20 protein-coding genes are annotated in these 24,130 nt (G+C 35.2%); 17 read left to right on the top strand and 3 right to left on the bottom strand.

The window, feature by feature from the left end; genetic code table 11:
• Positions 1-2: 2 nt before the first annotated feature.
• On the bottom strand, positions 3-1,394 hold the full coding sequence (locus AC0NJG_RS19020) for a Sau3AI family type II restriction endonuclease (RefSeq protein WP_087951507.1): 1,392 nt from the start codon (positions 1,392-1,394) through the stop codon (positions 3-5).
• Positions 1,395-1,736: 342 nt separating this feature from the next.
• On the opposite strand from AC0NJG_RS19020, the gene dcm reads away from it, so the two are divergent.
• From dcm to AC0NJG_RS18950, 14 genes are all read left to right on the top strand, one after another.
• A complete protein-coding gene (dcm, locus tag AC0NJG_RS19015) occupies positions 1,737-3,020 on the top strand; it encodes a DNA (cytosine-5-)-methyltransferase (protein WP_075720198.1) in 1,284 nt (427 codons plus the stop codon).
• Between the two features lie 227 nt (positions 3,021-3,247).
• Positions 3,248-5,614, top strand: a complete 2,367-nt coding sequence (dptF, locus tag AC0NJG_RS19010; protein WP_474063298.1) for a DNA phosphorothioation-dependent restriction protein DptF — start codon at positions 3,248-3,250, stop codon at positions 5,612-5,614.
• Positions 5,615-5,617: 3 nt separating this feature from the next.
• Positions 5,618-7,006 (top strand): DNA phosphorothioation-dependent restriction protein DptG, encoded by a 1,389-nt coding sequence (gene dptG, locus AC0NJG_RS19005; RefSeq protein WP_088356427.1) that lies wholly within the window; start codon positions 5,618-5,620, stop codon positions 7,004-7,006.
• Positions 6,987-12,080: a DNA phosphorothioation-dependent restriction protein DptH gene (gene dptH, locus AC0NJG_RS19000; protein ID WP_429680510.1), complete on the top strand. Its 5,094-nt coding sequence runs from the start codon at positions 6,987-6,989 to the stop codon at positions 12,078-12,080. Before dptG ends, dptH begins: the two co-directional genes overlap by 20 nt.
• 625 nt (positions 12,081-12,705) lie before the next feature.
• A complete protein-coding gene (locus tag AC0NJG_RS18995) occupies positions 12,706-13,044 on the top strand; it encodes a magnetosome magnetite crystal formation protein family (protein ID WP_071726493.1) in 339 nt (112 codons plus the stop codon).
• Positions 13,045-13,047: 3 nt separating this feature from the next.
• Positions 13,048-13,299, top strand: coding sequence for a hypothetical protein (locus AC0NJG_RS18990; protein ID WP_142940629.1), 252 nt, complete (start codon positions 13,048-13,050; stop codon positions 13,297-13,299).
• Between the two features lie 8 nt (positions 13,300-13,307).
• Entirely contained in the window at positions 13,308-14,051 is a 744-nt protein-coding gene (locus AC0NJG_RS18985) for a MerR family transcriptional regulator (protein WP_474063297.1), read from the top strand.
• 51 nt (positions 14,052-14,102) lie between these two features.
• Positions 14,103-14,429 (top strand): nucleoside triphosphate pyrophosphohydrolase, encoded by a 327-nt coding sequence (locus AC0NJG_RS18980; protein ID WP_087951513.1) that lies wholly within the window; start codon positions 14,103-14,105, stop codon positions 14,427-14,429.
• 191 nt (positions 14,430-14,620) lie between these two features.
• A complete protein-coding gene (locus AC0NJG_RS18975) occupies positions 14,621-15,472 on the top strand; it encodes a DnaD domain-containing protein (protein WP_474063296.1) in 852 nt (283 codons plus the stop codon).
• The gene (dnaB, locus tag AC0NJG_RS18970) at positions 15,469-16,758 is read left to right on the top strand and encodes a replicative DNA helicase (RefSeq protein ID WP_143880866.1); all 1,290 of its coding nucleotides are present in this window, start codon (positions 15,469-15,471) and stop codon (positions 16,756-16,758) included. Before AC0NJG_RS18975 ends, dnaB begins: the two co-directional genes overlap by 4 nt.
• Positions 16,759-16,941: 183 nt before the next feature.
• On the top strand, positions 16,942-18,141 hold the full coding sequence (locus AC0NJG_RS18965; protein WP_087951516.1) for an FAD-dependent monooxygenase: 1,200 nt from the start codon (positions 16,942-16,944) through the stop codon (positions 18,139-18,141).
• Positions 18,142-18,277: 136 nt separating this feature from the next.
• Entirely contained in the window at positions 18,278-18,895 is a 618-nt protein-coding gene (locus AC0NJG_RS18960) for a hypothetical protein (RefSeq protein ID WP_474063295.1), read from the top strand.
• A gap of 7 nt (positions 18,896-18,902) precedes the next feature.
• Complete coding sequence (locus tag AC0NJG_RS18955) at positions 18,903-19,136, top strand: DnaB-like helicase C-terminal domain-containing protein (protein ID WP_474063306.1); 234 nt, start codon at positions 18,903-18,905, stop codon at positions 19,134-19,136.
• A 41-nt stretch (positions 19,137-19,177) separates the two neighbouring features.
• Positions 19,178-19,345 (top strand): hypothetical protein, encoded by a 168-nt coding sequence (locus tag AC0NJG_RS18950; RefSeq protein ID WP_000169783.1) that lies wholly within the window; start codon positions 19,178-19,180, stop codon positions 19,343-19,345.
• A 139-nt stretch (positions 19,346-19,484) separates the two neighbouring features.
• Here the strand turns inward: AC0NJG_RS18950 and AC0NJG_RS18945 are convergent, their stop codons facing one another.
• A complete protein-coding gene (locus tag AC0NJG_RS18945; protein WP_308902166.1) occupies positions 19,485-20,270 on the bottom strand; it encodes a TrmB family transcriptional regulator in 786 nt (261 codons plus the stop codon).
• Between the two features lie 263 nt (positions 20,271-20,533).
• On the opposite strand from AC0NJG_RS18945, the gene AC0NJG_RS18940 reads away from it, so the two are divergent.
• The gene (locus tag AC0NJG_RS18940; protein WP_000348434.1) at positions 20,534-21,301 is read left to right on the top strand and encodes a TSUP family transporter; all 768 of its coding nucleotides are present in this window, start codon (positions 20,534-20,536) and stop codon (positions 21,299-21,301) included.
• Between the two features lie 168 nt (positions 21,302-21,469).
• Here the strand turns inward: AC0NJG_RS18940 and AC0NJG_RS18935 are convergent, their stop codons facing one another.
• Positions 21,470-22,357: a DMT family transporter gene (locus tag AC0NJG_RS18935; RefSeq protein ID WP_016716648.1), complete on the bottom strand. Its 888-nt coding sequence runs from the start codon at positions 22,355-22,357 to the stop codon at positions 21,470-21,472.
• Positions 22,358-22,890: 533 nt separating this feature from the next.
• On the opposite strand from AC0NJG_RS18935, the gene AC0NJG_RS18930 reads away from it, so the two are divergent.
• A complete protein-coding gene (locus AC0NJG_RS18930; RefSeq protein ID WP_308902168.1) occupies positions 22,891-23,436 on the top strand; it encodes a hypothetical protein in 546 nt (181 codons plus the stop codon).
• A 2-nt stretch (positions 23,437-23,438) separates the two neighbouring features.
• Positions 23,439-24,098, top strand: coding sequence for a PspA/IM30 family protein (locus AC0NJG_RS18925; RefSeq protein WP_429680503.1), 660 nt, complete (start codon positions 23,439-23,441; stop codon positions 24,096-24,098).
• The last annotated feature ends 32 nt before the right edge of the window (positions 24,099-24,130 follow it).

Raw genomic sequence — 24,130 nt, 5'->3', positions numbered from 1 at the left:
CCTTATGATTTTTTATCAGTAATAATATCAGCTATGTATGAATTATTTAACCAATAACACTGCTTTGTAATTTGCTGGCCATCAGGTAAAGTTACTTTATCGGCACCGTTGCGGGCTTTTGGTCTAATATGCGTGACGCCGTTGAAGTTTATTTTTGGTAGGTTATTTGCTTCGACGACTTTATCACCACGTTTTCTATATTCAATTTGAATACCCTCATGTATTACTTTATTAACTTCTTCCCATAGTTCGCGTATTTCTTTTTCTATTGTAGGCACAGGCATGTTCCAAAGCTTAATGCCTTTAAAGTAGAGTTTACGGTTTGGGTTTTCTTTTTTTGTTTGGTTAAATTCAAAAATTACGAATAAAAATTTGGTTTGATAGAAGCGTTCTCGGATTTCGCTTTCTTCCCATGATTCATTTGTCCATTGATGAAAATCAATTGTTTCAAATGACATGCTTTGTTCTGGCTTTCCGTTTGGTTCTAAACGAATTGTTTTGAACTCTATATTGGCTTTTGCAAATTCTTCAATTTTATCGAGTCGAGTTCCTTTAATACCAAGTAAAGAGCTTACTAATAGTGGAACAAAGCTTTTGGTTGTAGGTTTGTAATCAATAGATAATTTTTGAGCGATTTCTTGATCAGTTAAGCCTATGTAATTTTCAAATTTTGAATAAAGGATTTCTTCTAAAGATTTTCCTTTTAGTTCATTTGTTGTTGTAAAACTTACTAGTTCTTCGTTTAGGTGATACCTGCGAACTAGTGCTGTCATATAAGAAGGCTTTAACGAAAAAGCTCTTTGCATTGCTGGAATTTCAGAATACGGTTGTGAGCGAAGTGAATTTTTATTAGAACCCTTAGTGCAAGCTCCTAAATAGTTTGTATCACCTTCAGATAATTCATGTGCTTTGCCGGCACGAATTTTATTTACGATGGTTTCCCAGTCTTGTCTGATTATTTCTAAATCAGCTTCGGGATAGGTGAATAAAAGGCTTTTTGTAATGTGAAAATTTTTACGGTCTACACCAGGTACCCATTCATAAAACATTAATAGTAGCTTTTTGTTTTTCTTCCAAAAGCTTGAGGTTTCAAAGTGTGTATGAACTTCTTCCATATAGTTGATAATATTTAAGACTAGCCGCTCTTTGGCAGATAATGAACCGTTTTTATTTTGTTTAAATGCAGTTACTTTAAGTTCAATACCAAGGTGCTTAAAGTCAGCTTCTGCATTTGAATTGACTTCATATCCAAAAAAGCTTTCTTCGATTACTTGTCCTAGTCCACCTTTCGATTTAGCATTTGCAAGTCGGTTAGTGGAATCAATCTCACCAAATGTTTTTCCTTCAGCTTCATGTGCTTTTCTCATTAGTTCTTCTATTGTAGTATAGTCCATAATAAACTCCTTTCTGTATCCAGTGCTGCGGTGTATGATTTTAAACAATACATATTAAAGTTATGCTATAATAAAAAGCTGTTTCAATTTTATATAAGTAAAATTTATAAGAAGGAAAAGACAATTAGTTTTATTAGGTAACGGCTATATTGGATCTGTTCAAGGGAAGTTTCTTCCTTTATAATATTGATATAGTAGCGAACTGCTTTCTTAATTGTTACAAGCCAAAATAAGGAATTGTAAAAAAGTATGGTTCTTGAAATGTTATAGTTGATCTTTTCCTCACTTTTTATTATAATGAAGCATAGATAAATAAAATACCGAAAGGATGTTCGTGTATTTATGGTGAAAGTAGTAGAACTTTTCGCGGGAGTAGGAGGTTTTAGATTAGGACTAGAAGCAAACGAAAACTTTGAAGTTCTTTGGGGAAACCAGTGGGAGCCCTCAACTAAAGCACAACATGCATTTAATTGTTATGCAACTCGCTTTGAAAATAAAGGAATACATGTAAATAGAGATATAGCTGAAGCTTGGCCGGAAATACCTGAGCATGATTTATTAGTAGGAGGCTTCCCTTGTCAGGACTATTCTGTAGCACGTACTTTATCGAATGAAAAAGGAATACAAGGGAAAAAAGGTGTTCTTTTTTGGGAGATAATGAACATAGTTAATTCTCGCAAGCCAAGATTTGTTTTGTTAGAGAATGTAGATAGATTATTGAAGTCACCAGCAAAACAAAGAGGTCGTGATTTTTCTATTATGCTGGCTAGCTTTAGAGATGCAGGTTATGTAGTGGAATGGAGAGTCATTAACGCTGCGGATTATGGAAATTCACAAAGAAGACGAAGAGTATTTATTTTTGCGTACTTAAAAGAATCTCATTTCACATCTGTTCAAAGTAAAATGAAGCCGTTAGAGATATTGTGTGAAAATGGATTTTTTGCTCCGATTTTCAAAGTGCATGAAGCGCCTGAGGAAAACAAAAAAAGAGGGCAATTTGAGTTGCCGGTCGATATTATTGAGGTTTCTGATACATTTAAAGCTGAATACTATAATTCTGGCGTAATGATGGACGGGCAAGTATATACGGAAGAAGTAGTTCCGGTAACTGAAAATCCAGAGACTTTAGGTGAAGTTGTTCAAAAAGTATATGATAAATTTGGTCCTGCAGATGAATCATATTATTTGAAAATGGATAAGATTAACAAAAAGGGAAGAACGGAATTTGAGGAACTCAAGTATCTTAAAGGTCCGAAAAAAGAAGAAAGAGTATCAAAGGCGACAGGTCATAAATATTTCTACTCTGAGGGAGGAATGGCTTTCCCTGATGATTTAGATAAGCCTGGACGCACAATGTTAACAAGTGAAGGAACATGTAATAGAAGTTCCCATGTAATAGAGGATCCTCATACAAAAAGACTAAGATATTTAACGCCAGTTGAGTGTGAATTGTTAAATGGTTTCCCGATGGATTGGACGAATACAGGAATGCCACAAAGAAACAGATACTTTTGTATGGGAAATGCTTTAGTTGTTGATTTGGTGGAACGAATGGGTCAAAGGATTTTAGAGATTAACGAAGAAGAAGAGAAGATGGATAGTATTGTGCAGTTGAGTTTATTCTAGGGAATAAACCATATGCATGCTTATTAAAAATTTGAAATAATAAAGAGTTGAGATAATCTGGGTTATATAGCTAGCTATATAACCCAGATTATTTTTTTGCAAATTTCTAATTGAGAATGAATAATCCACTAATTTCCTTTTTTCTTAATACCAACAATTCTTCTATAGATATTGTATAATATGGAATATATTCGAAACGTATTTTTAGATTAAGAGGTGTTACATCATTGGAGAAATATACATTTGATTTTCTACAAGAGGTATTCCCCGAGTTAGCGGAGATGGGGAGAGATATTGAAAATGTTTTTTATCAAGATCCCCAATCGGTTTTAATTAAGGGAAGAATATTTGCAGAGCTATTATCAAAACGCATTGCGGAAGAACATGAACTGCACGACGTACAATACTTAAAGCAAGTAGAGCGTATTCAAAAATTAGAAAGAGAAGATATCTTATCAAAGGAAATTTCACGTTCATTTGATACTGTTCGCTATTTAGGAAATAAAGCGGCACATGAACATATTGAAAGTGGGGTAGAGAGTGCTTTTAAAATGCATAAAAATCTATTCCAAATTGCAGTGTGGTTTATGGAGGTATACGGGAGTTATGAGTTTGTTGTCCCGAAATACAAACATCCACAGCCGAAGAGTAGTGTACATATTGTGGAGAAATTAGAAGAAAAGATATCTGCTAGTTTAGAAGAAAAGTTAAAAATGCTAATTGAGATTGCAAGTAAACAAAATACATCAAATCCAACTGAGGAATTAACAGAAATAAATAACGCTGAGATTGCGGTAGGGTTAGAAATTGAAGATAAACAGTCTGTAGATAATGAAGAAGAAGCAGATAACAATTTTGTGTATGATGATTTTATTTTAGGAGAAGGAGAGAGTTATTTACTAGCAGAACTCTCGAAGCTGAAAGAATCATCTCAAGAGGCTATCGAAAATCCTAATGAATTTAGTTCCTTTAAGGATTATTTACATGTAGAAAGAACGATACAGAACGATATGATGTCTGCTCTAACAGCAGCAGCTGGGCAAAATACGAGTCAATTAATTTTCTTGTGTGGTAGCGTTGGAGATGGGAAATCACATTTATTATCGTATGTGAAAAATAAATATCCTGAATTGATGGAAGAGTTTTCGGTGCATAATGATGCTACGGAAAGTTTTGATCCACAAAAGAGTTCCCTTGATACATTAGCGGAAGTATTAAAGCCATATAGTGATAGTGAGATTGATGGTTCTAGATTTAAGCTAATTTTAGCTATTAACCTAGGAGTTCTGCATAACTTTATTGAATCAGATTATGCAAAAGAGCACTATCAAATTTTAACAAAATTCATTGAGGAATCAGGAATATTCGAGGCAAATGAAATTGCTACTAATCAACAAAGCGGTAATTTCCACTTGATTAGCTTTAGTGATTATCAACCTTTTGAATTAACCAGTGAAGGGCCAAAATCAGATTATTTTTCATCTATTTTAAAGCGAATTGTGGTTGAGTCAGAAAAAAATCCATTCTATCAAGCTTATTTGAAGGATAAGCAACGTGGTATAAATGGATTCTTTATGGTGAATTATGAGTTATTGCAACAACAACAAATACGAGATGGTGTTTTAAGTATATTAATTGAAGCAATAGTTAAGCATAAGATGATTATTTCGACACGTTCCATGCTTAATTTTATTTATGATATTTTAGTGCCTTCTCATGGCAATGAAGATTTTCTTGGGGCAGGTATGATGGAAAAAACCGAAGCCTTATTACCGAATTTATTATTTGATGGTCAAGAAAAATCAAATTTACTAGCAGTTATTTCTAAAATGGATCCTATTCATCTACGATCAAATAGTGTAGACCAAATGCTAATTGAGCTAAACAATTCAGTAAATATGAAGAATACTTTCCAAAAGCATTTGAATTTACATGGACTTGATGGATGGATAGAAGGGCTAGAAGAGATGGGCTCTTTCTTTGAGCTAAGTGATTCATCTAGACAGGTATTCAATAAAACATTAATACGTATGTCATTATTTTTATCTCCGGTTTTAAATGAAATATTTGGGGATGAAAATTATAAAAAATATATGGAATATTTATATGCTTTTAATAAAGGAAATCGATCTGATTTAAAAGATATGTATAATTTAGCCAGAAAATCAATTTTTTTATGGAACGGAAGTCCGAAGTCAGATTATGTATTTATGGATTACTCAAATGATACTACTCAGGTTGCACAGTCTCTTAAAATTAAGCCGTTTGTAGGACATTTGAAAGGGGTAGAACCGGAGGTTTTAAATCGATTTAAATTAAATATATTACTTGCTTTTTCCAATGAAGATAAAGTAGCTCCTGTATATTTAGAAATTGATTATCCATTATATGAAATGATGGTCAAACTTTCAAAAGGTTATCGCCCGAATAAAAAGGATAAAGAAGATTGTATTCAGTTCGTTGAATTTGTGGATAAGATAATGAAATTAGGAAATAGAGAAAAAGAATTATTGTTTGTTCAATCTAATGAAAATGGAATGTTTAGACTAACATACGACGAAGATTTTGAAGAATTTACGTTTAGAAGGGATTAGAAAATGATTGTAAGAGAGAATTTAGAGGATTTGAAAAACTCGCTGAGTATTAAACCAGAAAAGTTAGGATTAAAACATACAATAAATAAAAAAGCCCCTCTGTTACCTTTCTCTACCCGAGGAACAGAGCGGGCAAAATTCGCAAAAGGGTTTCAGGGAGTATTAGGAGAGTTTACGCGTCTAGTCAGCGGAAATAAGTTGAAAATGGAAGTTAATCTAGAAGAACTTATTGGAGAGATTAGTAAATCTGTTGATGTATCAAAGCAAGATAAGTCGCAATTTGAACAAATACTACGTACCTTTCTGCAGGATAGTGACAATACAATTAAAATTTTTCATTTGCATTTGTTTCAATATTTACCATTAAGTGATAAGGCTGATAAAAAAGGAGAACAAGATATTGCTAGATTCCTTTTAGACGTCTTATTAGGTGAAAAAGAAACAGTAGAAGAGATTTTTGGAAAAAGCGATTCAACAGATTTAATGTCACGTCTTGTGTTAAAACAATTAAATCATTTGGAGAGCGACGAAAAAGAACGCCGTCCTTATATTAATCAAATTCCATTTATCTCAAAGCTATTCAAAGAAGATTTTCAATTTTTAGCAGAACATAAAGATTATTTTAGAACTCATTATCATTTGTTTCTTAGTTATTATTACTTTTTATATATTACTCAATTGACTTTAAAGCTTTCACAAGTTGGGAAAGCGAACTTTAGTGAGAACAACGAAGTTTATTTTACACTTGACTGGGAGTCTACGAGTAAGAATAGAAAAGGTTATACTCATGGTTATCAAATGATTAAAGATACAGGTAGACATTTACTACTACATATTAATTGCTTAGAACATTTAAATTTCCTAATGGGAGTAGAAAAAGCGGGTGGCTATCCTGAGTTAAAGGAAACATATCAGCAATTATCCGATGAGGATAAAAAAGTATTTTTAGAGATGCTTTGTGATTGGGTTATGGAATATAGAAGACATTTAGGTCTTGGGGCTTATGAAGGAAATTTAGAATTAGAATATGATACGCTTGTACAATCCTTATTCCGTAGTATAGAAGAAGCCTATGAAAAAGATACGATGCAAGGCCCTCGACATAGATACTCTTTATCAATAGAAGAGGTTGGGAAAAAATATTTCTTAAAAACTCGAGGTTCACTTGGTTATATGCTTAATCTTAGTCAAGATATGTTATTGCTACTAACAGCATTGAGTTTAAAAAAGGAAAGAAAACCTTTGAAGCAAGTATTTATAGATTTAGAGGCTAGAGGTTTATTCTTCGATCGTTATTCAAAAGAAGAAATTGTACAGTTATTTGATAAGCTGAATTTAATAGACAAAAAAAGTGATAGCGGTGATGCACAGTATGTTAAACCAATTTTATAATTATCTTTCAGATAAACTAATAAATTATTTACAAGCAGAAAATCTTAGAGGTGGAGAGCGGTTTTACCTTCAATTTGATAATCATGAACAAGTACAAGCATTTTATGACACATTAAAAGAACAAGATTTATCGCAGGCGTTTTATTATCAGCATAAGCAAGGAACTCCATACGAAACGATTGCTATTAAGGTTTCAGAGGAAATGAAAGTAGTTGTTGCGACTACATCGGCAAACGTTACTCCGGACTTTTTAGTAACACTTCGTAATGAAGTCGGTGAACAAAAGGATATTTGGGAGAAAACAGCTTTACTTAGTATATGTCATGAGACACTGGACAGTATTAAGGGTGGTAGCAGTGATTTGCAAAAAGAAGGTATGCCATTTAATGTAAAATCAATTTTGAAAACATTAAAAGAAGAAATTGAAACTTCTTCTTTAAATAAAGAAGAGAAGGAAGTACTTTCATTTTATTTACGTAAAAAATTAGATGATACAATTGTGCGACCATCTCTTTGGGATTATGAAGAAATTCTTGGGTTTTTATCAAAACAAGAGATTGCGAGAGAAGACTATTCTAATCTAGGTATTTTCTATGATGAAAATTTAAATCAATTTACTTCAGCTCAAATGAAAAAAAGGCTAGAAGAAAATGCTTCATTCTTTGAGAAAGTTCAACATATGCATGAGTATGAACATTTAGAGAGTCAATTAGAAAAATTATTTGATGAGAAAGGTGTTTCTCGCCTGAAGAAAGAAGATTGGCAGCAAGCGGATTATGTTCTTGTTAAAGATTCTTACGACAAAATGACTGAGATAGATCGTCCATTAGAATATATCGAATCACCAAAGAAATATTCAAAAGAAGGTCTGTTATATTGGGAAAAAGCACAAGCTGAGACAAAGGCTGGGAGACGTAAACGCCATATTATCGTTTTTAATCCTACACAGATAGAAGATATCAACCTGAACTTTGAATTTGAAGAAAAGTTGAAGAAGGAATACATTCATAAAAATTCACAGGGGTTCTGTGGGATATCTGGGAAAAAACTAACTGTTAGTTTAGTGCATAAGCAAAATGTGACTTCATTCCATAAAGTTGTATATACGCATAAGATGCAATCTAAGTCGAAATATGAGTTTCATATTGCTGTTATAGAATGTGAAGCCGCGTTTTTACAATCGCTTCAAACGATTTATGAAGTGAATGTAAATAAGAAAAACGTAGTTATGAATAAAGCTGAAGAACGTATTGTTTTTGGAGATATTTCTAATGAGCCAGAAGAAGTATTTATTGAGGAAGATGCACAGATTATAAATTGGCAAGGTGGAAGTTTTGAAGTCTCTGAATCTTCCCCTGCATGGAATGATGATAGCTTATCATTTTCTGTTCAAATTGAAACCTCTTTAATTCCTATTCTTATTAGAGAGCAAGTTGCAAAGACTGTTCCAGTATCAGGAGAAAGGGTATGGAAATTAAAAAGAGAACATCAAGAAAGCTTTGAATATAACCTTGATACAAATAAATTAAAACAAGGTGCAAGGGAATTTTCAGCACGAGAAGGATTTCGAAATTATTTACAAGACGAGAGAGTATGGATTGAAAATGAAATCGCTTTTGCAGTTAGAGGGGTATCAGGCCTAAATAAGGTTGAATTATTAATGAACCCATCATTGAGAGATGCGTATCAACAATTATTAAATTACTATAAGTTTAATAATACGGTTCCTAGTCTTTGTTTTGTGGATAATCAATTAAGAGAGCTATCTATAAGATACTTGAAGGCTTTTAACGAAAGTGTTGCTCATATACAAGAAAATGTAATGTTAAAAGAAGAAGAAAAGAATCTGTTTAAATTGGGAGTTATTGAAGAGGAACAAAGGGTCATACTAACACCGTTGCATCCGCTTAATGTTGCCTATCAGTTAAGTGTTAATGATGAAATTAAAAACGAAGTAGTTGAGATGCATATTTTAAATCGTCTGCACCCTAACAATCTATTGCCATATATATATGGACAGAATGATGAATTGTATAGACCAGTTTCTCAAAATGAAGCGCCTGAATGGACTGTTTATGAACCACTTCATAAGGTTGCAATTGGAGAATCTAATGCATTTTTAGCTAATGTAGTTGAAGAAAAGCTTCAACAATTTGTAGAACATTTCCAATACTTATTTTTACAAGAATCTAAATCTCCGATACGAATCAATGTGATTAATATAAATAATGATAAAGAAGTTGTAAGAGGTTTAGTACAGTTTATTAAGAAGCAGATAGATAAAAAAGGGCCGTCCAAAATTATACCAGTAGAGGTTGCTTTATATCATGAGAGTAATATACTAAGCGCCTTTGAAAAATTTTCTATATATGATGATGTTCAAAAATTCGAGGAGTTCTTTGAGTTATCGTTAGCATCAAAGAATCTCGATGCTGTAGACGTATTAAGGCTAATTCGAGAAAATGTTTTCTATTATAAACTTATTGGTACGAAAGAATATGGTTACGCTCATATTTCATTCTATAAAATGATTTCAAATGAGAAGCATGCGAAAAGTACAATGGAAGATATTGAAACAGGATTATCTTTAAATGGAATGTTATCATCTCTATCATCTATTAGTACGGAAGTAGATTATCGTACAGGATTTGGATTGAAAAATGTATTGAATAATGAAAATTTGTTAATTCAAACTGCTAGAGGAATGAATGAATTAGGAAGTAATTTAAATAACGATGGTACAAACCCTTATCGTAAGAACGAAACAATTGTTACGAGAACATCTACCTATGATGAACAAGTTTTAGAACATTTATATGAATCTTCTTATTGGGTAACATTTATTGAACCTAATGTAGGTTTAGATTTCTTCCAAGATTCATCACGTAATTTATTGGTTATTCATTATAGTGATCAATATTCTTCATCAAGCCAGTATGATGCAATTACAGTAACGGATAAAGCAAGACAATATCGAGCGGTTATTGAACAGTATTTAGCGGAAAAAGAAATTGTATCGACACCTGAAAAAATTAATACAGCTATTAGAGCTTTCAATAGTTTAAATGGTGAGTGGTTACTACGAATTATAGGAAGTAAGGGACAATTCTCAAGAGAAAAGTTAAGTATTATTTCAGCTGTGAAGTATATATTAAGTGCTTTAGATCATGAGAATATTTTATGGGTTCCTATCTCATTAGAAGAAATATTGCGTGTCGCTGGAGCGGTGAAATTAACGAAAAGTGAAGGTGTATTTTCTGCGAAAAATCTAGGCGGAAAAGGTGTACATAGTGACGATTTACTGTTAATCGGAGTAGAAATGCAAGATGATAAATTATCAGTGCATTATTATCCAGTGGAAGTGAAAATCGGCTTAAATCAAGACAGTGCTATTGCAAAAGCAAAAGAGCAAATTAATGCTACTAAGCAACTATTTGATACGCAACTTTCTAAAACAAGTGAAGATGGTTTACATGTATTTAAACATAAGTTTTTCCGAAACTTCTTTGTACAGTTATTGCTAGCAAATGCCGAGAAATTTATTGCAAACAACATTTGGCCAGAAAAATCTTATGAGAAAATTGAAGAACTAAAGAAAAGATTATTAAATGATGATTACGAAATGAGTGGACATTTGGATGATAAAATCGGAAAAGGAGCAATTTTATCATTCAAAAAGGAACAATCATGGAGATCCATCAAAATAGAAGAAGATATTTTATTAGTGGAATTAACCGAAGAGGATGGATATGAAGGAGTAATCGAAGAAATTGAAGCACTCAAAATGAAAATCCATTCTGGCGGAACTGATATTAATCCAGATAGATTATTGAATCAGAATCATGATTCTAATCAAGTGTTAAAAAAAACTAGCAATAAAGTCGTTCCAACTGTACCTCATTCTGAAGAGGAAAAGGAAGAAAAAGGAACGGGAGGAACAAAAGAATTAAAAGACATCCGCGTTTTGTTAGGAACAGTAGAGGGATCGACTCAAGAAATATATTGGGAATTCGGAAATTCAGAGCTAGCAAATAGACATATTTTAATTTCGGGTAAATCAGGACAAGGTAAGAGTTACTTCATTCAATGTTTACTACTTGAGCTGGCGCAAAATGGAATTTCTAGTATGATATTTGACTATACAGATGGATTTAAGAATTCTAAGTTAGAACCGGAATTCAAAGAGAAACTCCAAGATAATATTGAACAATTCCTAGTAGCAAAAGATAAATTCCCAGTAAATCCATTTAAGCGAAATCAAAAAGAATTGGATGAAGGAATTTATATCGATGAAGATAATACAGATGTTGCTGAAAGAATTAAAAGTGTATTTTCAGCTGTATATAAAGATTTAGGCATTCAGCAACAAAACGCTATATATGAGGCGGTAATGCGCGGTTTAGATAAATATGGCGAAGGTATGAATTTAAATTATTTATTAGCAGAATTAGAAGAGGATACTTCTGGGCCGGCTAAAACAGCCAGGTCACAAATTAAGCCATTTATTGATAAGAATCCATTTAATCATAATGCTGTATATAATTGGGGGGATATACTGAACCAAAAAGGTAAAGTGTTTATTGTACAATTAACAGGCTTTAATAGAGATGTACAGCTCATGATTACAGAGTTTATCTTGTGGGATATTTGGAACTACCAATTGCATCACGGAGATAAAAATAAACCATTCCCAGTTATATTAGATGAAGCGCAAAATCTTGATCATAGAGAAAAATCACCGAGTGCCAAAATTTTAACTGAAGGAAGAAAATTTGGTTGGTCAGGTTGGTATGCAACACAATCATTAAAAGGGCAATTTACAACAGATGAAATTTCACGACTACAGAATTCAAGTCAAAAGGTGTATTTCATGCCACCAGAAAATGAGATTAGTGCCATTGCATCAAACCTTGCTCAAGATTCAGCTATGCGAAAAGAATGGGAAAAGCGACTTGCAACATTGAAGAAAGGTCAATGTATCACTTCTGGGCCAATGTTACAGAAAGATGGAACGTTGAAGTCGGGTAGCCCTGTAATCATTAATATTAGTGCGTTGCAGGATAGATTGAAGTAATAATTTAATAGTGATATGAAAGTTTTAGAAAACCACCTTGGACGGTATATTTGTTTGGGGTGGTTTTTGTATTGTTAAGCATGTTGAAAGCTAGAAATAATAAGAGGTCCTCCTTGCCAAGGCTTTTAAAGTTTTTAAGTGATTTTCATAGGGAGCAGGGTGAGAGGCAATTCGTGACTAGATAAACTCTTAGTATTTAAAGAGTTTGTATACGGTTAATCTTTTAATTTAGCGGAGATATAATAGGTGAATCATAAAAATGAAAGGGGGAAGAGGGGTGAATTTTATGATTTCTTTGACTGGTATCTCAATTTTGTTTCTCTTCTATTGGTGTATTGTGAATCAATATATTGTTGTTAAATGGAACTTTATTTTTAAGAAATTTAATGAAAATATAGCGTTTGGGATGTTTATTACATGTATGTTATTTTGGCTGCAGTATGTATTTAAAATGTTTTTTGATAGATAATCAGTTTTTTATGAGGTAAATAGACACAATGGAGTATGTAAGGTACTTCATTGTGTCTATTTTTTCAGAACTAATTATAGTTTATTTCTTGAACCTCCCCCAACGTCACCCCCTAACCTAAAGAAGACAAATCAAAAAAGGGGGATCAAACCACTCATGAAAACCACCACAAAAGAAAAAAGAAACACCATCATCATGCTATTACTCTCAGCCGCAATAGGAATCTTTTCACCACTACTCATGTACATCACGCTGGCACGTAAAAATGAGGTATACAAATACCACTGCCGAAAGGCTTTTAACTTTCATTTGTTAATTTTTCTTCTATTTAATATTAGTTCACGTATTAGTGATGTATTGTTTTGGATCATATTTGCCTTCGAGGTCGTTCAAGTGATCATTGTTACGTGGAAAGTAATACGCGACGAGCCATATCGTTATTTCATTCGAATTCCGTTATTTAAAAAAGATAAGTATGCGGTGGAAGGAGAATAGGTGATGAAACAAGAAGTGGAGATAAGGGGAAAGCGATTTTTCGTTATGATTGCAGTATTGTTTATTGCGATTTATATTGTTTTACGAAAAAGAAAGTATGAGTACTTTTATGATGGTATTAGCGAGTATGAAAATCGTTATAGAGGGAATGTTCCTTTGTTATTGCTTGTTGTAGGTTTGTTTCAATATTGTAGGCAGAATGAGATTAGTTTTTCTCATATGCTTCAGTATGTGAAAGAGAAGTTAGCGGAGTAGGTGATGATATGGCGTGGTTGATTAGTGAGTTTGCAAATGTTGGGGATGTTACGGTGCGGACGCTTCGTTATTATGACAAGATTAATTTATTAAAGCCGAGCGATTATACTGAGGGGGGACATCGGCTATATACGAAAGATGATTTGTATGTGCTGCAGCAAATTCAATCGTTTAAGCATCTCGGTTTTTCGCTTGGGGAAATTCAAAATATTATATTGCAGCGTGATATAAAGACGGAAGAATTTTTAAGACAAATGCATTTTCAAAGGGAATTGCTTTTGGCAGAGCAAGAAAGGATTGCGAAGGTGCTTTCGCATATGGATGAGATGACGAAGAAGTTTCAAAAGGAGAAACGAGTGGATGTCGCTTTGTTTTCTTCGTTTTTGCAAACTTTTATATGGGAGAAAGAAAATAAGGAATGGCTAGAGGAACACTTTTCAACGGATAGTGTTCGAGCGTTTTATAATAATAAGGAACTAAAAGAAAAGTTTGAACAGCGATTTATGGATGTGATAGGGAAGTTGAAAAAGTATAAGGTAGAAGAGAAAAATCCGGGTCATCAAGACGTTCAAGTTACCTTGAAGGAATTTTTCAATGTAATAGAAGAAGTAACGAATTATCTTGATACACCCCAAAGCGATATAGAGGATATAATCCAAAAATCAAACCTCCCACTATCCGAATTCCCAACCCTCTTCACAACCGAAGAAGAAAACTATATAAAAGAAGCAATGAAGCAGTTTAACACCTAGTTAAACTGCTTTTCCATTATAATAGAAGAAAACCAAACGGAGGGAAATCCCATGCCAACCTACAACAAACTAATCAGAAACAAAATCCCACAAATAATAAAAACTAACGGAAAAACACCTACAACAAGAATCCTACCCGAAGACGAATACATAAAAGAAATCTGCAAAAAAACACAAGAAGAACTAACAGAATACATCGAAGCAAAAACAAAACTCGATAAACTCGAAGAACTATCCGACCTACTAGAACTAATAAACGCCCTAGCCGAACACGAAGGCACAACACTAGAAGAAATCAACAATATCCGAAAAAAGAAAGCAGAAGAAAGAGGCGGCTTCTCAGATCGAGTGTTTCTAATTGAAGTAACCGATAACTAGCCCCTCCTAAGCCCCTTACAAGCCCCTACCAAGTAATAAATCACTAAGAAAAAACATAACAAAAACAAAAACAACAACAAACACCGTAGTAGTAGTCAAAAAAATTTGAAATAACACGCCAAAAACCCGGCCATCCTCCCATATATATTATGAAGAGGTTTTCATTTTGAACGGAGACAGGAGGAGTTAGGATGGCGGTATACCGTACTGTGCAGGTGAATTTTTGGCAGGATGATTTTGTTTTGGATTTGACGCCGGAGGAGCGGTATTTTTATGTGTACTTGTTGACTTGTTCGAAGACGACCCAGTGTGGGATTTTTCCTTTTCCGAAGCGATTAGCTGAGATGGAGACGGGTTATAATCGGGAGACTGTTGATAAGCTTGTGCAGCGCTTCATTGATTATGGGAAGATTCTTTATGATGCGGATACTCGTGAGTTATTCGTTTTAAATTGGCTTCGTTATAATCCGGTGACGAATACGAATGTGGAGAAGTGTGTGCTTCGTGAGCTTAAGGGTGTGAAGAATAAGGAGTTTGTACATATGTTTCTTCAGAAGTGCGTAGAGGAGGAGCTGAATGTTCCGATGCTTTTAGCGCATTTCGGTATGCCTGGTGAATTGGTTATGGATGATGTTGATCCGATTTGTGAGGAGACAGAGGTTATAGAAGAAGAAATGGGAAGTCGCGTGTTTTCTTTTTATGAGCAACATTTCGGTAGTTTGTCTCCGTTTGCGGTGGAGGAACTGAGTGCGTGGATGGAAGATTTGTCAGAGGAGCTTGTGCTGAAGGCTCTTCAAATTGCGTTTGAGAATAATAAGCGGACGGTTGCTTATGTGAAGGGGATTTTGAGAGGTTGGCACGGGAAAGGATTTACGAAAGTTTCTGAGGTTGAGGCGGATACGGCTAATTTTCGGAAGAAGGATTCGTCTGTTAGTACGGGGGAGACGGAGGAGTTTTTGGCGAGATGTGAGGAGTGGGAGAAGAATGCGCCGTCTGAGGAAGAGTTGCAGCGCTTTTTAGCGGAGCGCGGGTGGCGTCCATGAGTATTCAAAATGTGGAGGCGGAGAAGACGGTGTTAGGTTCTCTATTAATTGATGGAGAGCTTATTAAGGAGTGCCGTTTGACGGAGCAGTATTTTTCGATGCCAGTGCATAAGTCTATATTTCAGTTAATGCGAAAAATGGAAGGAGAGGGGCAACCGATTGATCTTGTAACTTTCACTTCTAGAGTGGACCCGAATTTTTTGAAGGGGATCGGGGGAATGGAGTATTTTATAGGGTTAATGGATGGTGTGCCTACTACTAGCAACTTCTCGTATTATGAGGGGCTTGTTCGAGGTGCCTGGAAAATGTATCAGGCGGGTGTTCTCGGGCACAAGATGGGAGAGCGCCTTATTGCGGAGAAGAGTGAGAAAATTATTGGTGAGACGATTACGGCACTTTGTGAGTTAGAGGAGAAGGACTGTGTATGTGAGTTTGATTTGAAGGATGCGCTAGTTGATTTATATGAAGAGCTTCATCAAGATGCGAAAGAGATTACGGGTATTGAGACTGGTTATATATCGCTAAATAAAATGACGTGCGGATTGCAGGAAGGTGATTTTGTTGTTCTTGGTGCGCGTCCTTCTATGGGGAAGACTGCGTTTGCGCTAAATGTTGGACTGCATGCGGCGAAGTCTGGCGCGGCGGTGGGGTTGTTTTCGTTAGAGATGAGTAGTAAACATTTGTTAAAACGGATGGCATCTTGCGTAGGCGAAGTGTCAGGAGGTAGGTTGAAAAATCCGAAGCATCGTTTTGCGATGGAAGACTGGGAAAGGGTGAGTAAGGCGTTTGCGGAGATTGGTGAGTTACCACTTGAGATTTACGACAATGCAGGTGTTACAGTGCAAGATATTTGGATGCAAACTCGTAAGTTAAAGAGGAAGCATGGTGATAAAAAGATTTTAATTATTGTAGATTACTTGCAGCTTATTACGGGCGATCCGAAGCATAAAGGCAATCGATTTCAAGAAATTAGTGAGATTTCGCGTAAGCTTAAGTTATTAGCACGTGATTTAAATGTTTGTGTAGTAGCGCTGTCGCAATTATCTCGTTCTGTAGAGTCACGGCAAGATAAGCGTCCTCTTTTATCTGATTTAAGAGAGACAGGACAAATTGAGCAAGATGCGGATGTCATTATGCTTATGTATCGTGAAGATTATTATGATAAGGAAACGATGCAGAAAGAGATGACGGAGATTCATGTGGCGAAGCATCGGAATGGACCTGTGGGGAGTTTTAAGCTGAGGTTTTTGAAGGAGTTTGGGCGGTTTGTGGAGATGGGGAATTAAGTGTTGGGAAAATAGTCAATTTGTAATAAAGTTTGATCAAATGTCCTATATTGATAGGCAGGGTTTTTACTTTTCCAGCAAGCGGGTTATTTGTTGAATAGTTCAATACCTATTATTTTGTTGCGGTGAATATACTGGAGGGTATGTTAAGACTTTCATTAGGATAGGAGTGAATAAGTAATTATGAAAAAAGCGATACGCGTCCTTATTTCTGGTGCGAGCATTACCGGTCCGGCACTCGCTTACTGGCTTCATCGTTATGGCTTCGACGTGACTGTAGTAGAACGCGCACCTGCATTGCGCTCTGGTGGATATGGGGTTGATATTCGTGGTGTAGCTGTTACGGTGCTTGGACAGATGGGTATACTCGATCAAGTCCGTGCAGCTGATACAAACATGACCGGTGTGTACTTCGTGAACAGCAAAGGTAATGTTGAAGGTCAATTAAGTGAAGCGAGTTTCGCGAACCAGCATGGTGTGGACATCGAAATCATGCGTGATGATTTGAGTAATATTTTGTACGATTTAACTAAGGACACAATTAAGTACATTTGGAGTGAGTCAATTACTGCTATACATGAAACTGAAGATGGTGTAGAAGTCCAATTTATTCATGAAAAGCCACAGACGTTCGATCTGGTTATCGGTGCGGACGGGCTGCATTCTAATGTGAGGTCCCTGACTTTTGGTGATGAAGCACAGTTTAAACGTACACTTGGTTGTTATATTTCGATTTTCACCCTCGAGAATTACCTCAACCTTGACCACCGCGTAATGCTTTATACAATGCCAGGCAAAACTGTGGGTATGTATAGCGCTCGTGGTAATACAGAGGCAAAAGGTATGTTCCTGTTCCAATCGGAGGCACTGGAGTACGACCGCTATGATGAAGAATCTCAAAGAAAACTTGTAGAAAATGCATTTGTAGGCCATACAGAAGACTGGGAAACTTCACACATACTTAAAACTATGAAAGAGGCGGATGACTTTTATTTTGATGAGATTTGTCAAATTCACATGCCAACATGGTCAAAAGGTCGAATTACATTGGTAGGTGATGCGGCATATGGTCCATCACCTCTATCAGGGCAAGGTACTAGTCTAGCGCTTGTCGGAGCTTATGTATTAGCAGGCGAACTAAAAAATGCGCGTGGTGATCATTCCCGTGCCTATGTTGCTTATGAGCAAGAGATGAGAAAGTTTGTTGAGAAGAATCAAAAAATAGGGAAACTAGCTGCTGGGAGCATGGTTGAAAAATCGAGCTTTAAAATCTTTCTGCGCAATTTCATGTTACGAGTACCAATCCTTATGGTCGTACAGTTTAAGGTAATCTCGAAAATGGTAGCGAAAGCCGCTAACGGGATCGAGCTAAAAGACTATTGATATGAATATGTAAGAAAAGAGCTTTGTCTCCATGATTTATATTACCGCACAAGATTGATTGTAATAACTGTTTCTAGTTAAAAGACTGAAAAATCAATAAATATAAATGGAAAAATTATTGGATAGGGGGAAGTTTATGGGAGATCACTCGAATAAGTCAGATGAAGAACTGGAACGGTTATATTATGAAGGGAATACATGTGCAAGTCGAGATGCAGAAAATAAGTTATACGACAGAGGATATACACTAGATTCTGATAGTGATACATGGGATTTAGCATCAAATCAAAATGATACCCATTCAGTAGGGATTCCAATACCTACTGGACAAGGAACATTCCTTTTGTTTTTAGCTATTTTAATAGGCGGTTTAATCGCTTTTTTCATCGGTGGGTTTCTTGTTATTGCGTACGCGGTTGAATATGCTACATATATTTATATAGGCTTTGTTACATCATTTATACTCATGTATGTAACAAAAGGTAATGCTAGATTTATGAATTTTTTATTCTATTTAGGGTGTTTAGCTCTAGCCACTAGGTTATTTACTAATGTTATTGAACTGTTTGAAAATGTAGATTATGTCACTTTTATAATGAGAGATACTGATGGATTAGGGGTTATTATTAAATACGGAATTATATATATTATATACGCAGCTGTTATTCCCTTATTGTTAATGAAGGTAATAACGGCAATTGTAAGAAAAATAAACTTAAAATCTAATAATAACAATTCTACATTAAATGTTTAAAAAAGAGGTGTCACATAGTTATAAGGTGACACCTCTTTTATTTGATCTAAGAGAAACAGGACAAATTGAGCAAGATGCGGATGTCATTATGCTTATGTATCGTGAAGATTATTATGATAAGGAAACGGTGCAGAAAGAGATGACGGAAATTCATGTGGCAAAGCATCAGAATGGACCTGTGGGGAGTTTTAAGTTGAGATTTTTGAAAGAGTTTGGGGGGGTTGTGGAGATTGGACGATAAAATAGAAGAAGGCATATAAAAAGGTAAAGGAGTGGTTACGGATGACAAAAGTAGGTCGTTTATATGAACAAGAGAAGCAAGAAGAAATTGATAAAGCACTTTCGGCAGCTGGAATGCTCTTTAAAGGAATGAGTGTAGAAGAAATAGCTAAAAAATTAGATGTAACAATTGAAAAGGTGAAAGAGTGGGAGAAGCGTTTATCTCATTAATCGCTGGGGTAATGGCAGCGTCTGTATAAATTTATATAAAAATAGCCGACTATTTACTATATAATAGTCGGCTATTTTTGTACGGAGAAGTTGCTAGGTTTAATACGCAAATTTTTTGATTTGCTCTTGAATATGCTTCTTATTTCCCCATAAAGAAAGCTCTTCTCTCTGCAGTAATCCATTGCTCCAAGTCATCTTGGCTACGTCGGACAAGGCGATTTACTAAAACATCATGCCATACATAATCTTCTAATAGGTATATATGAACGGGGTCATCTGTATAAAAAGCAATATTACGCTCTTCAAGTGATGGGCCGTAAATCATTTCTTTAGAATCTATTGATAAAATAAACCAATGTTCTGTAGAGAGGGTTTCTGTATAAGTTGTTATACGATGGGATTCTAGATTTTTAATAGGATTTTCAACATGCAGGGTAATACCTTGTACTGTGACTTTATCAGCTACCTCAGCTAGATCCTCTTTTAACGCTTCATACATTTCATCCCACATTGAAATGACAATACGTTGTTCTGCTTTTTTTATTAATGCCTGACAATAGCTAATGATTGTTTGATTGTCTTTTAACGTAATGACTCTATTATCCGTTTTTTCCTCGGAAGTTTCTAGTTTTTTTAATGAATCACTAATTCCTTCATAAGTAGACTGCCATTCTGATTGAGCCTTCTGTAAAAAGATTTCAACGGGTAGAGGTGAATAGCGAGTAGTGTCATTTATTTCTTCCTTCATGACAATTCCTTTTTCTACAAGGTTACCTAAAATCTCATAAATTCGCGCTCTTGGGACACCCGAATCTTTACTCACTTGGTAGGCTGTGACAGGCCCCTGTTTAACAAGAGATACATAAGATTTAGCTTCATATTCATTAAAACCGATTTTTTTAAGCTGTTGCACTATGTAGTCCACTTTTTTCGTCCTCCGATGTTTGCTGTTATCCCGCTTTAACGGGCAGTAAGACCCCCACCTCAAAATTTAGCGGAAGAAAAGAAGTTAGGTGGGGGGCGGGCTGCCCGTAAAAGCCCGATTGGTTCAACTAATAATCAGTGGGGGATGAACAAAACCCCCCACTGATTAAAGTTTCACTTTATATTTCAACGTTACAATAACTCTTTACATTTAGCAAATTCATAGTTACTATTACGATAGTGACTAAAGGGGAGGCTACTAATATGGATTTTTATTTAGACCCATCTGTATTAATGATTTTGATTGTTTTTGGGTTTGTGGCTGCATTTATTGATTCAGTTGTAGGTGGTGGCGGACTCATCGCCTTACCAGCTTTATTATTTACAGGATTGAATCCAGCAAGTGCAGTAGCCACAAATAAGCTAGCATCGACGATGGGAAGTGCAACTAGTAATATTGTGTTTTATCGTTCTGGTAATCTTGATTTGAAATCGGCGTTTAAATTATTTCCAATCACTTTCATAGGTTCCATAATAGGGGCATGGACTGTTCATTTAATGAATCCAGAAGTATTAAAGCCATTAATGTTGATCATGCTTGGTGTGGTCGCTATTTATACGATATTCAAAAAGGATTGGGGAAGTATTTCCACTCATAAGAAATTGTCTGGTCGACACGTCATTATTTTTACCTTTTTTATTTTTGCTATTGGTTTTTACGATGGATTTCTAGGTCCTGGCACAGGTTCTTTTTTAATGTTTTCTCTTTTATTTATTGGGTATGATTTTTTAAAAGCAGCAGGTACGGCGAAGTTTCTTAATTTAGGAAGTAACGTTGGTGCATTGTTCATGTTTATGTATGTAGGGCAAGTAAACTATGCGTATGGCTTCATAATGGGAATTGCTCAAATTGCTGGAGGAATCGCCGGATCCAGATTTGCTATAAAAAAAGGAAGCGGGTATGTTCGCGCCCTTTTCATTACAGTAACTTGTTTGTTATTAGCGAAAAATTTGTATGACTATGTGCAGTAAGTAATGTAGAAGCGGTGAACTATGCAGGCTACATAAATATAATAGTTCCTTGTAACATGTTTTAGATGCTACCTTATTCGAAGGTAGCATCTAAAAAATTAAGATAAGAGGGTGAAAATAATACAAACGAATATTTTCGGGGTATGTTTATGTACTGTAGTGAAATAACTATTCCATATTTTTTTTATAATTAGGCCGCAATACACTCTTAAAATCAACCTCAGCAATCAACACACTCACTAATATAAGTGTCGCCCCTAAGTATCCTTTCCCGGTAAGTGTTTCACCTGTGAAAACGAAAGCGAAGCCTGCGGAAAAGACAGGTTCTAATGAGAAGATAAGCCCTGTATGTGTAGGTGTCGTGTATTGCTGGGCGATAACTTGCACGATGAAAGCGACTGCGGTGCAAAATATGCTTAAGGCTAAGATGATGAGCCATGAGTTGGTTGTGCTAGGAAGCTTTGGTGTTTCGATAATGAATGAAAAAATAAGGCTAAATAGGCCGACGAAACCGAGTTGTATGACTCCAAGTGCAATGGAGTTCACATGTTTTGTTACGCTGCCAGTAATGATGACGTGAATGGCATAAAATAAGGCAGATAGTATGCAAAATATATCGCCGTTACCGATCTTGAATTCGCTCGTTAATGTTAATAAGCCGATTCCTATTATCGTTAAAAAGATTCCTACTACCACTTTCTTTTCCGGAATGTGTTTTAAAAATATAGCTGATAATATCGGAATGAAAATGACTGTGAGACATAGTAAGAAACCAGCATTAGAAACACTCGTATACTTTGTGCCGAAAGTCGCGAAAATGTAAACGATAAATAAGACAGAAGCGAGTATAAATGCATATTTTACAGTTTTAAAATCAATTTTGAATAAATGTTTGTAAAATATTAAACCTGATAAAAGAAAGGCGATAATAAATCGTAATGCGATTAAGTTGTATTCTTCTATGCCTTCGAGTCCAACCTTTGTAAGTAAGATGGATGCACCCCAAAAGAATGTAACTAGTAGTAGCCCTAAATCCGCTTTTAATTGTAGTTTCATTTCTATTCCCTCGTTATGTATAAATTTTATAATCCCATACCCCTATCCCCATTTTATATTTTAATATTAATTCTGAATATTTGTAACTTAAATTTATCGACGGTTTTTTCTCCATAATGAAGAAGCTATTTAAAAATTCCTATCTAACAACATCCGAAGCTGCTTTGCAACAACTTCGGCCAGATGAACATGTATCAGGTCAGCGTATGAACAAAGTGGATGATGCGAGTTAAGAAGGTGGGGTATTCCCGTTCAGTTGTTGAAAGTTCGGATTTGAAGAAGGGTGGTATGTGAGTTGCTAAAGTGAATAAAAATAATGAAACAAGGACCCAATTTCTCTATTTTTTATGGAGAAATTGTTTTTTTTTGTTTTGAAATCATTATGAGAAATTTCTTATATATTTCTCATATATTCATCATGCTTCCTTCACTTTCTTCTCACGTCTACGTTTTACAATCGTATGTATCAAAGGTAAAGGGAGGTCATACATTTTTTACTTATTTCAAAACGAAGGATAGATGGTGGTGAACAGATGAAAAAGAATAAACGTAAAAAATTGCGTTGGTTAAAATGGGTTTTGATCCTTCCGTTACTTCTGGGATTACTACTGTTTGGATTACATAGTATGAAGTTTGAAAGGTGGAATCATGAGAAACATAAGCAAGCAGCATATACTGTTTCTCACGATAAAGAAAGAGAAGCTTTCGTTACGCAAAAAGAGAAATTTAATAACTTTGAGCGAGATCAGCATCATGAAAAACACCATGAAAAAGAGTTTGAAGGTGTATTCTTTATACCATTCCTGTTAGCGTTTGGATTTGTTCTTTTCGGCTGGTACATGCTTCGTAAGTCTGAAGGGAATATGGTTAAAAAGTGGACAGGCATATTGCTCCTAGTTATTGGTGTATTACCAGTTCTTCCGGTGCTCGCATTTGTTGCGATAATTGGTTGGACATATAAAAAATTAAAAGAAAAAAGATTAGCAACTCATATAGATGTATACAGCGATTTTCAAGTGCATCAACAGGTGGATATTTTAGATCAATGGGAACGTAATATTCGTAAGGAGGAGAAGTAATAATGGGTATTTTAAAACGTATTAAAAATATTGTAGTGGCGGATGTGCATCAAACGTTAGATAAGATAGAGAATCCGGTTAGTATGTTAAAGCAATATCTTCGCGAGACAGAACAGCAAATTACGAAGGCGGAAAAAGCACTTTCGCATCAATATTATTTAGAAAAAAAATATGAAGCATTAATTTCAGAAACGAATGCTCTTATTGCGAAGAGAACTCGCCAAGCGGAACTTGCCGTATCACGTGAAGAAGATCATATGGCGCAGTTAGCCCTGCAAGAAAAAATTGTGAATGAGAAAAAGGCGGAGTTATACCGTCAGCAGTACGAAATAACAAAAGAGCAAACAGCGACGCTTTATGAACAAATTGACAAACTGCAAAAGAAATATGGAGAATTGCAATATAAAGAACTCGTTCTTGTTTCAAGGTTAAATGCGGCGCAAGCGATAAAAGAAAGCAACAGAGCGATTGATTCGTTCCATACAGAAAGTACGGCGAAAGGTTTTGCACGTATTGAATCTTACGTACAGAAACTAGAAGCAGAAACAGCTGCTAGCAACTACTTTTACAACATGAAGTCTCCGAATCAACAAGAAGTGTTAGATCAAAATTTACAAGAAGAAGTGCAGCGGGAGTTAGAGAAGTTGAAAGAGAATAAATAGTATGTAAAAAGCCCATTTCATATGGGCTTTTT

This window comes from Bacillus sp. SSR7 (assembly GCF_055902415.1).
Note: the sequence above shows the minus strand (reverse complement) of the source record. Positions and strands in the feature narration are given on the sequence as shown.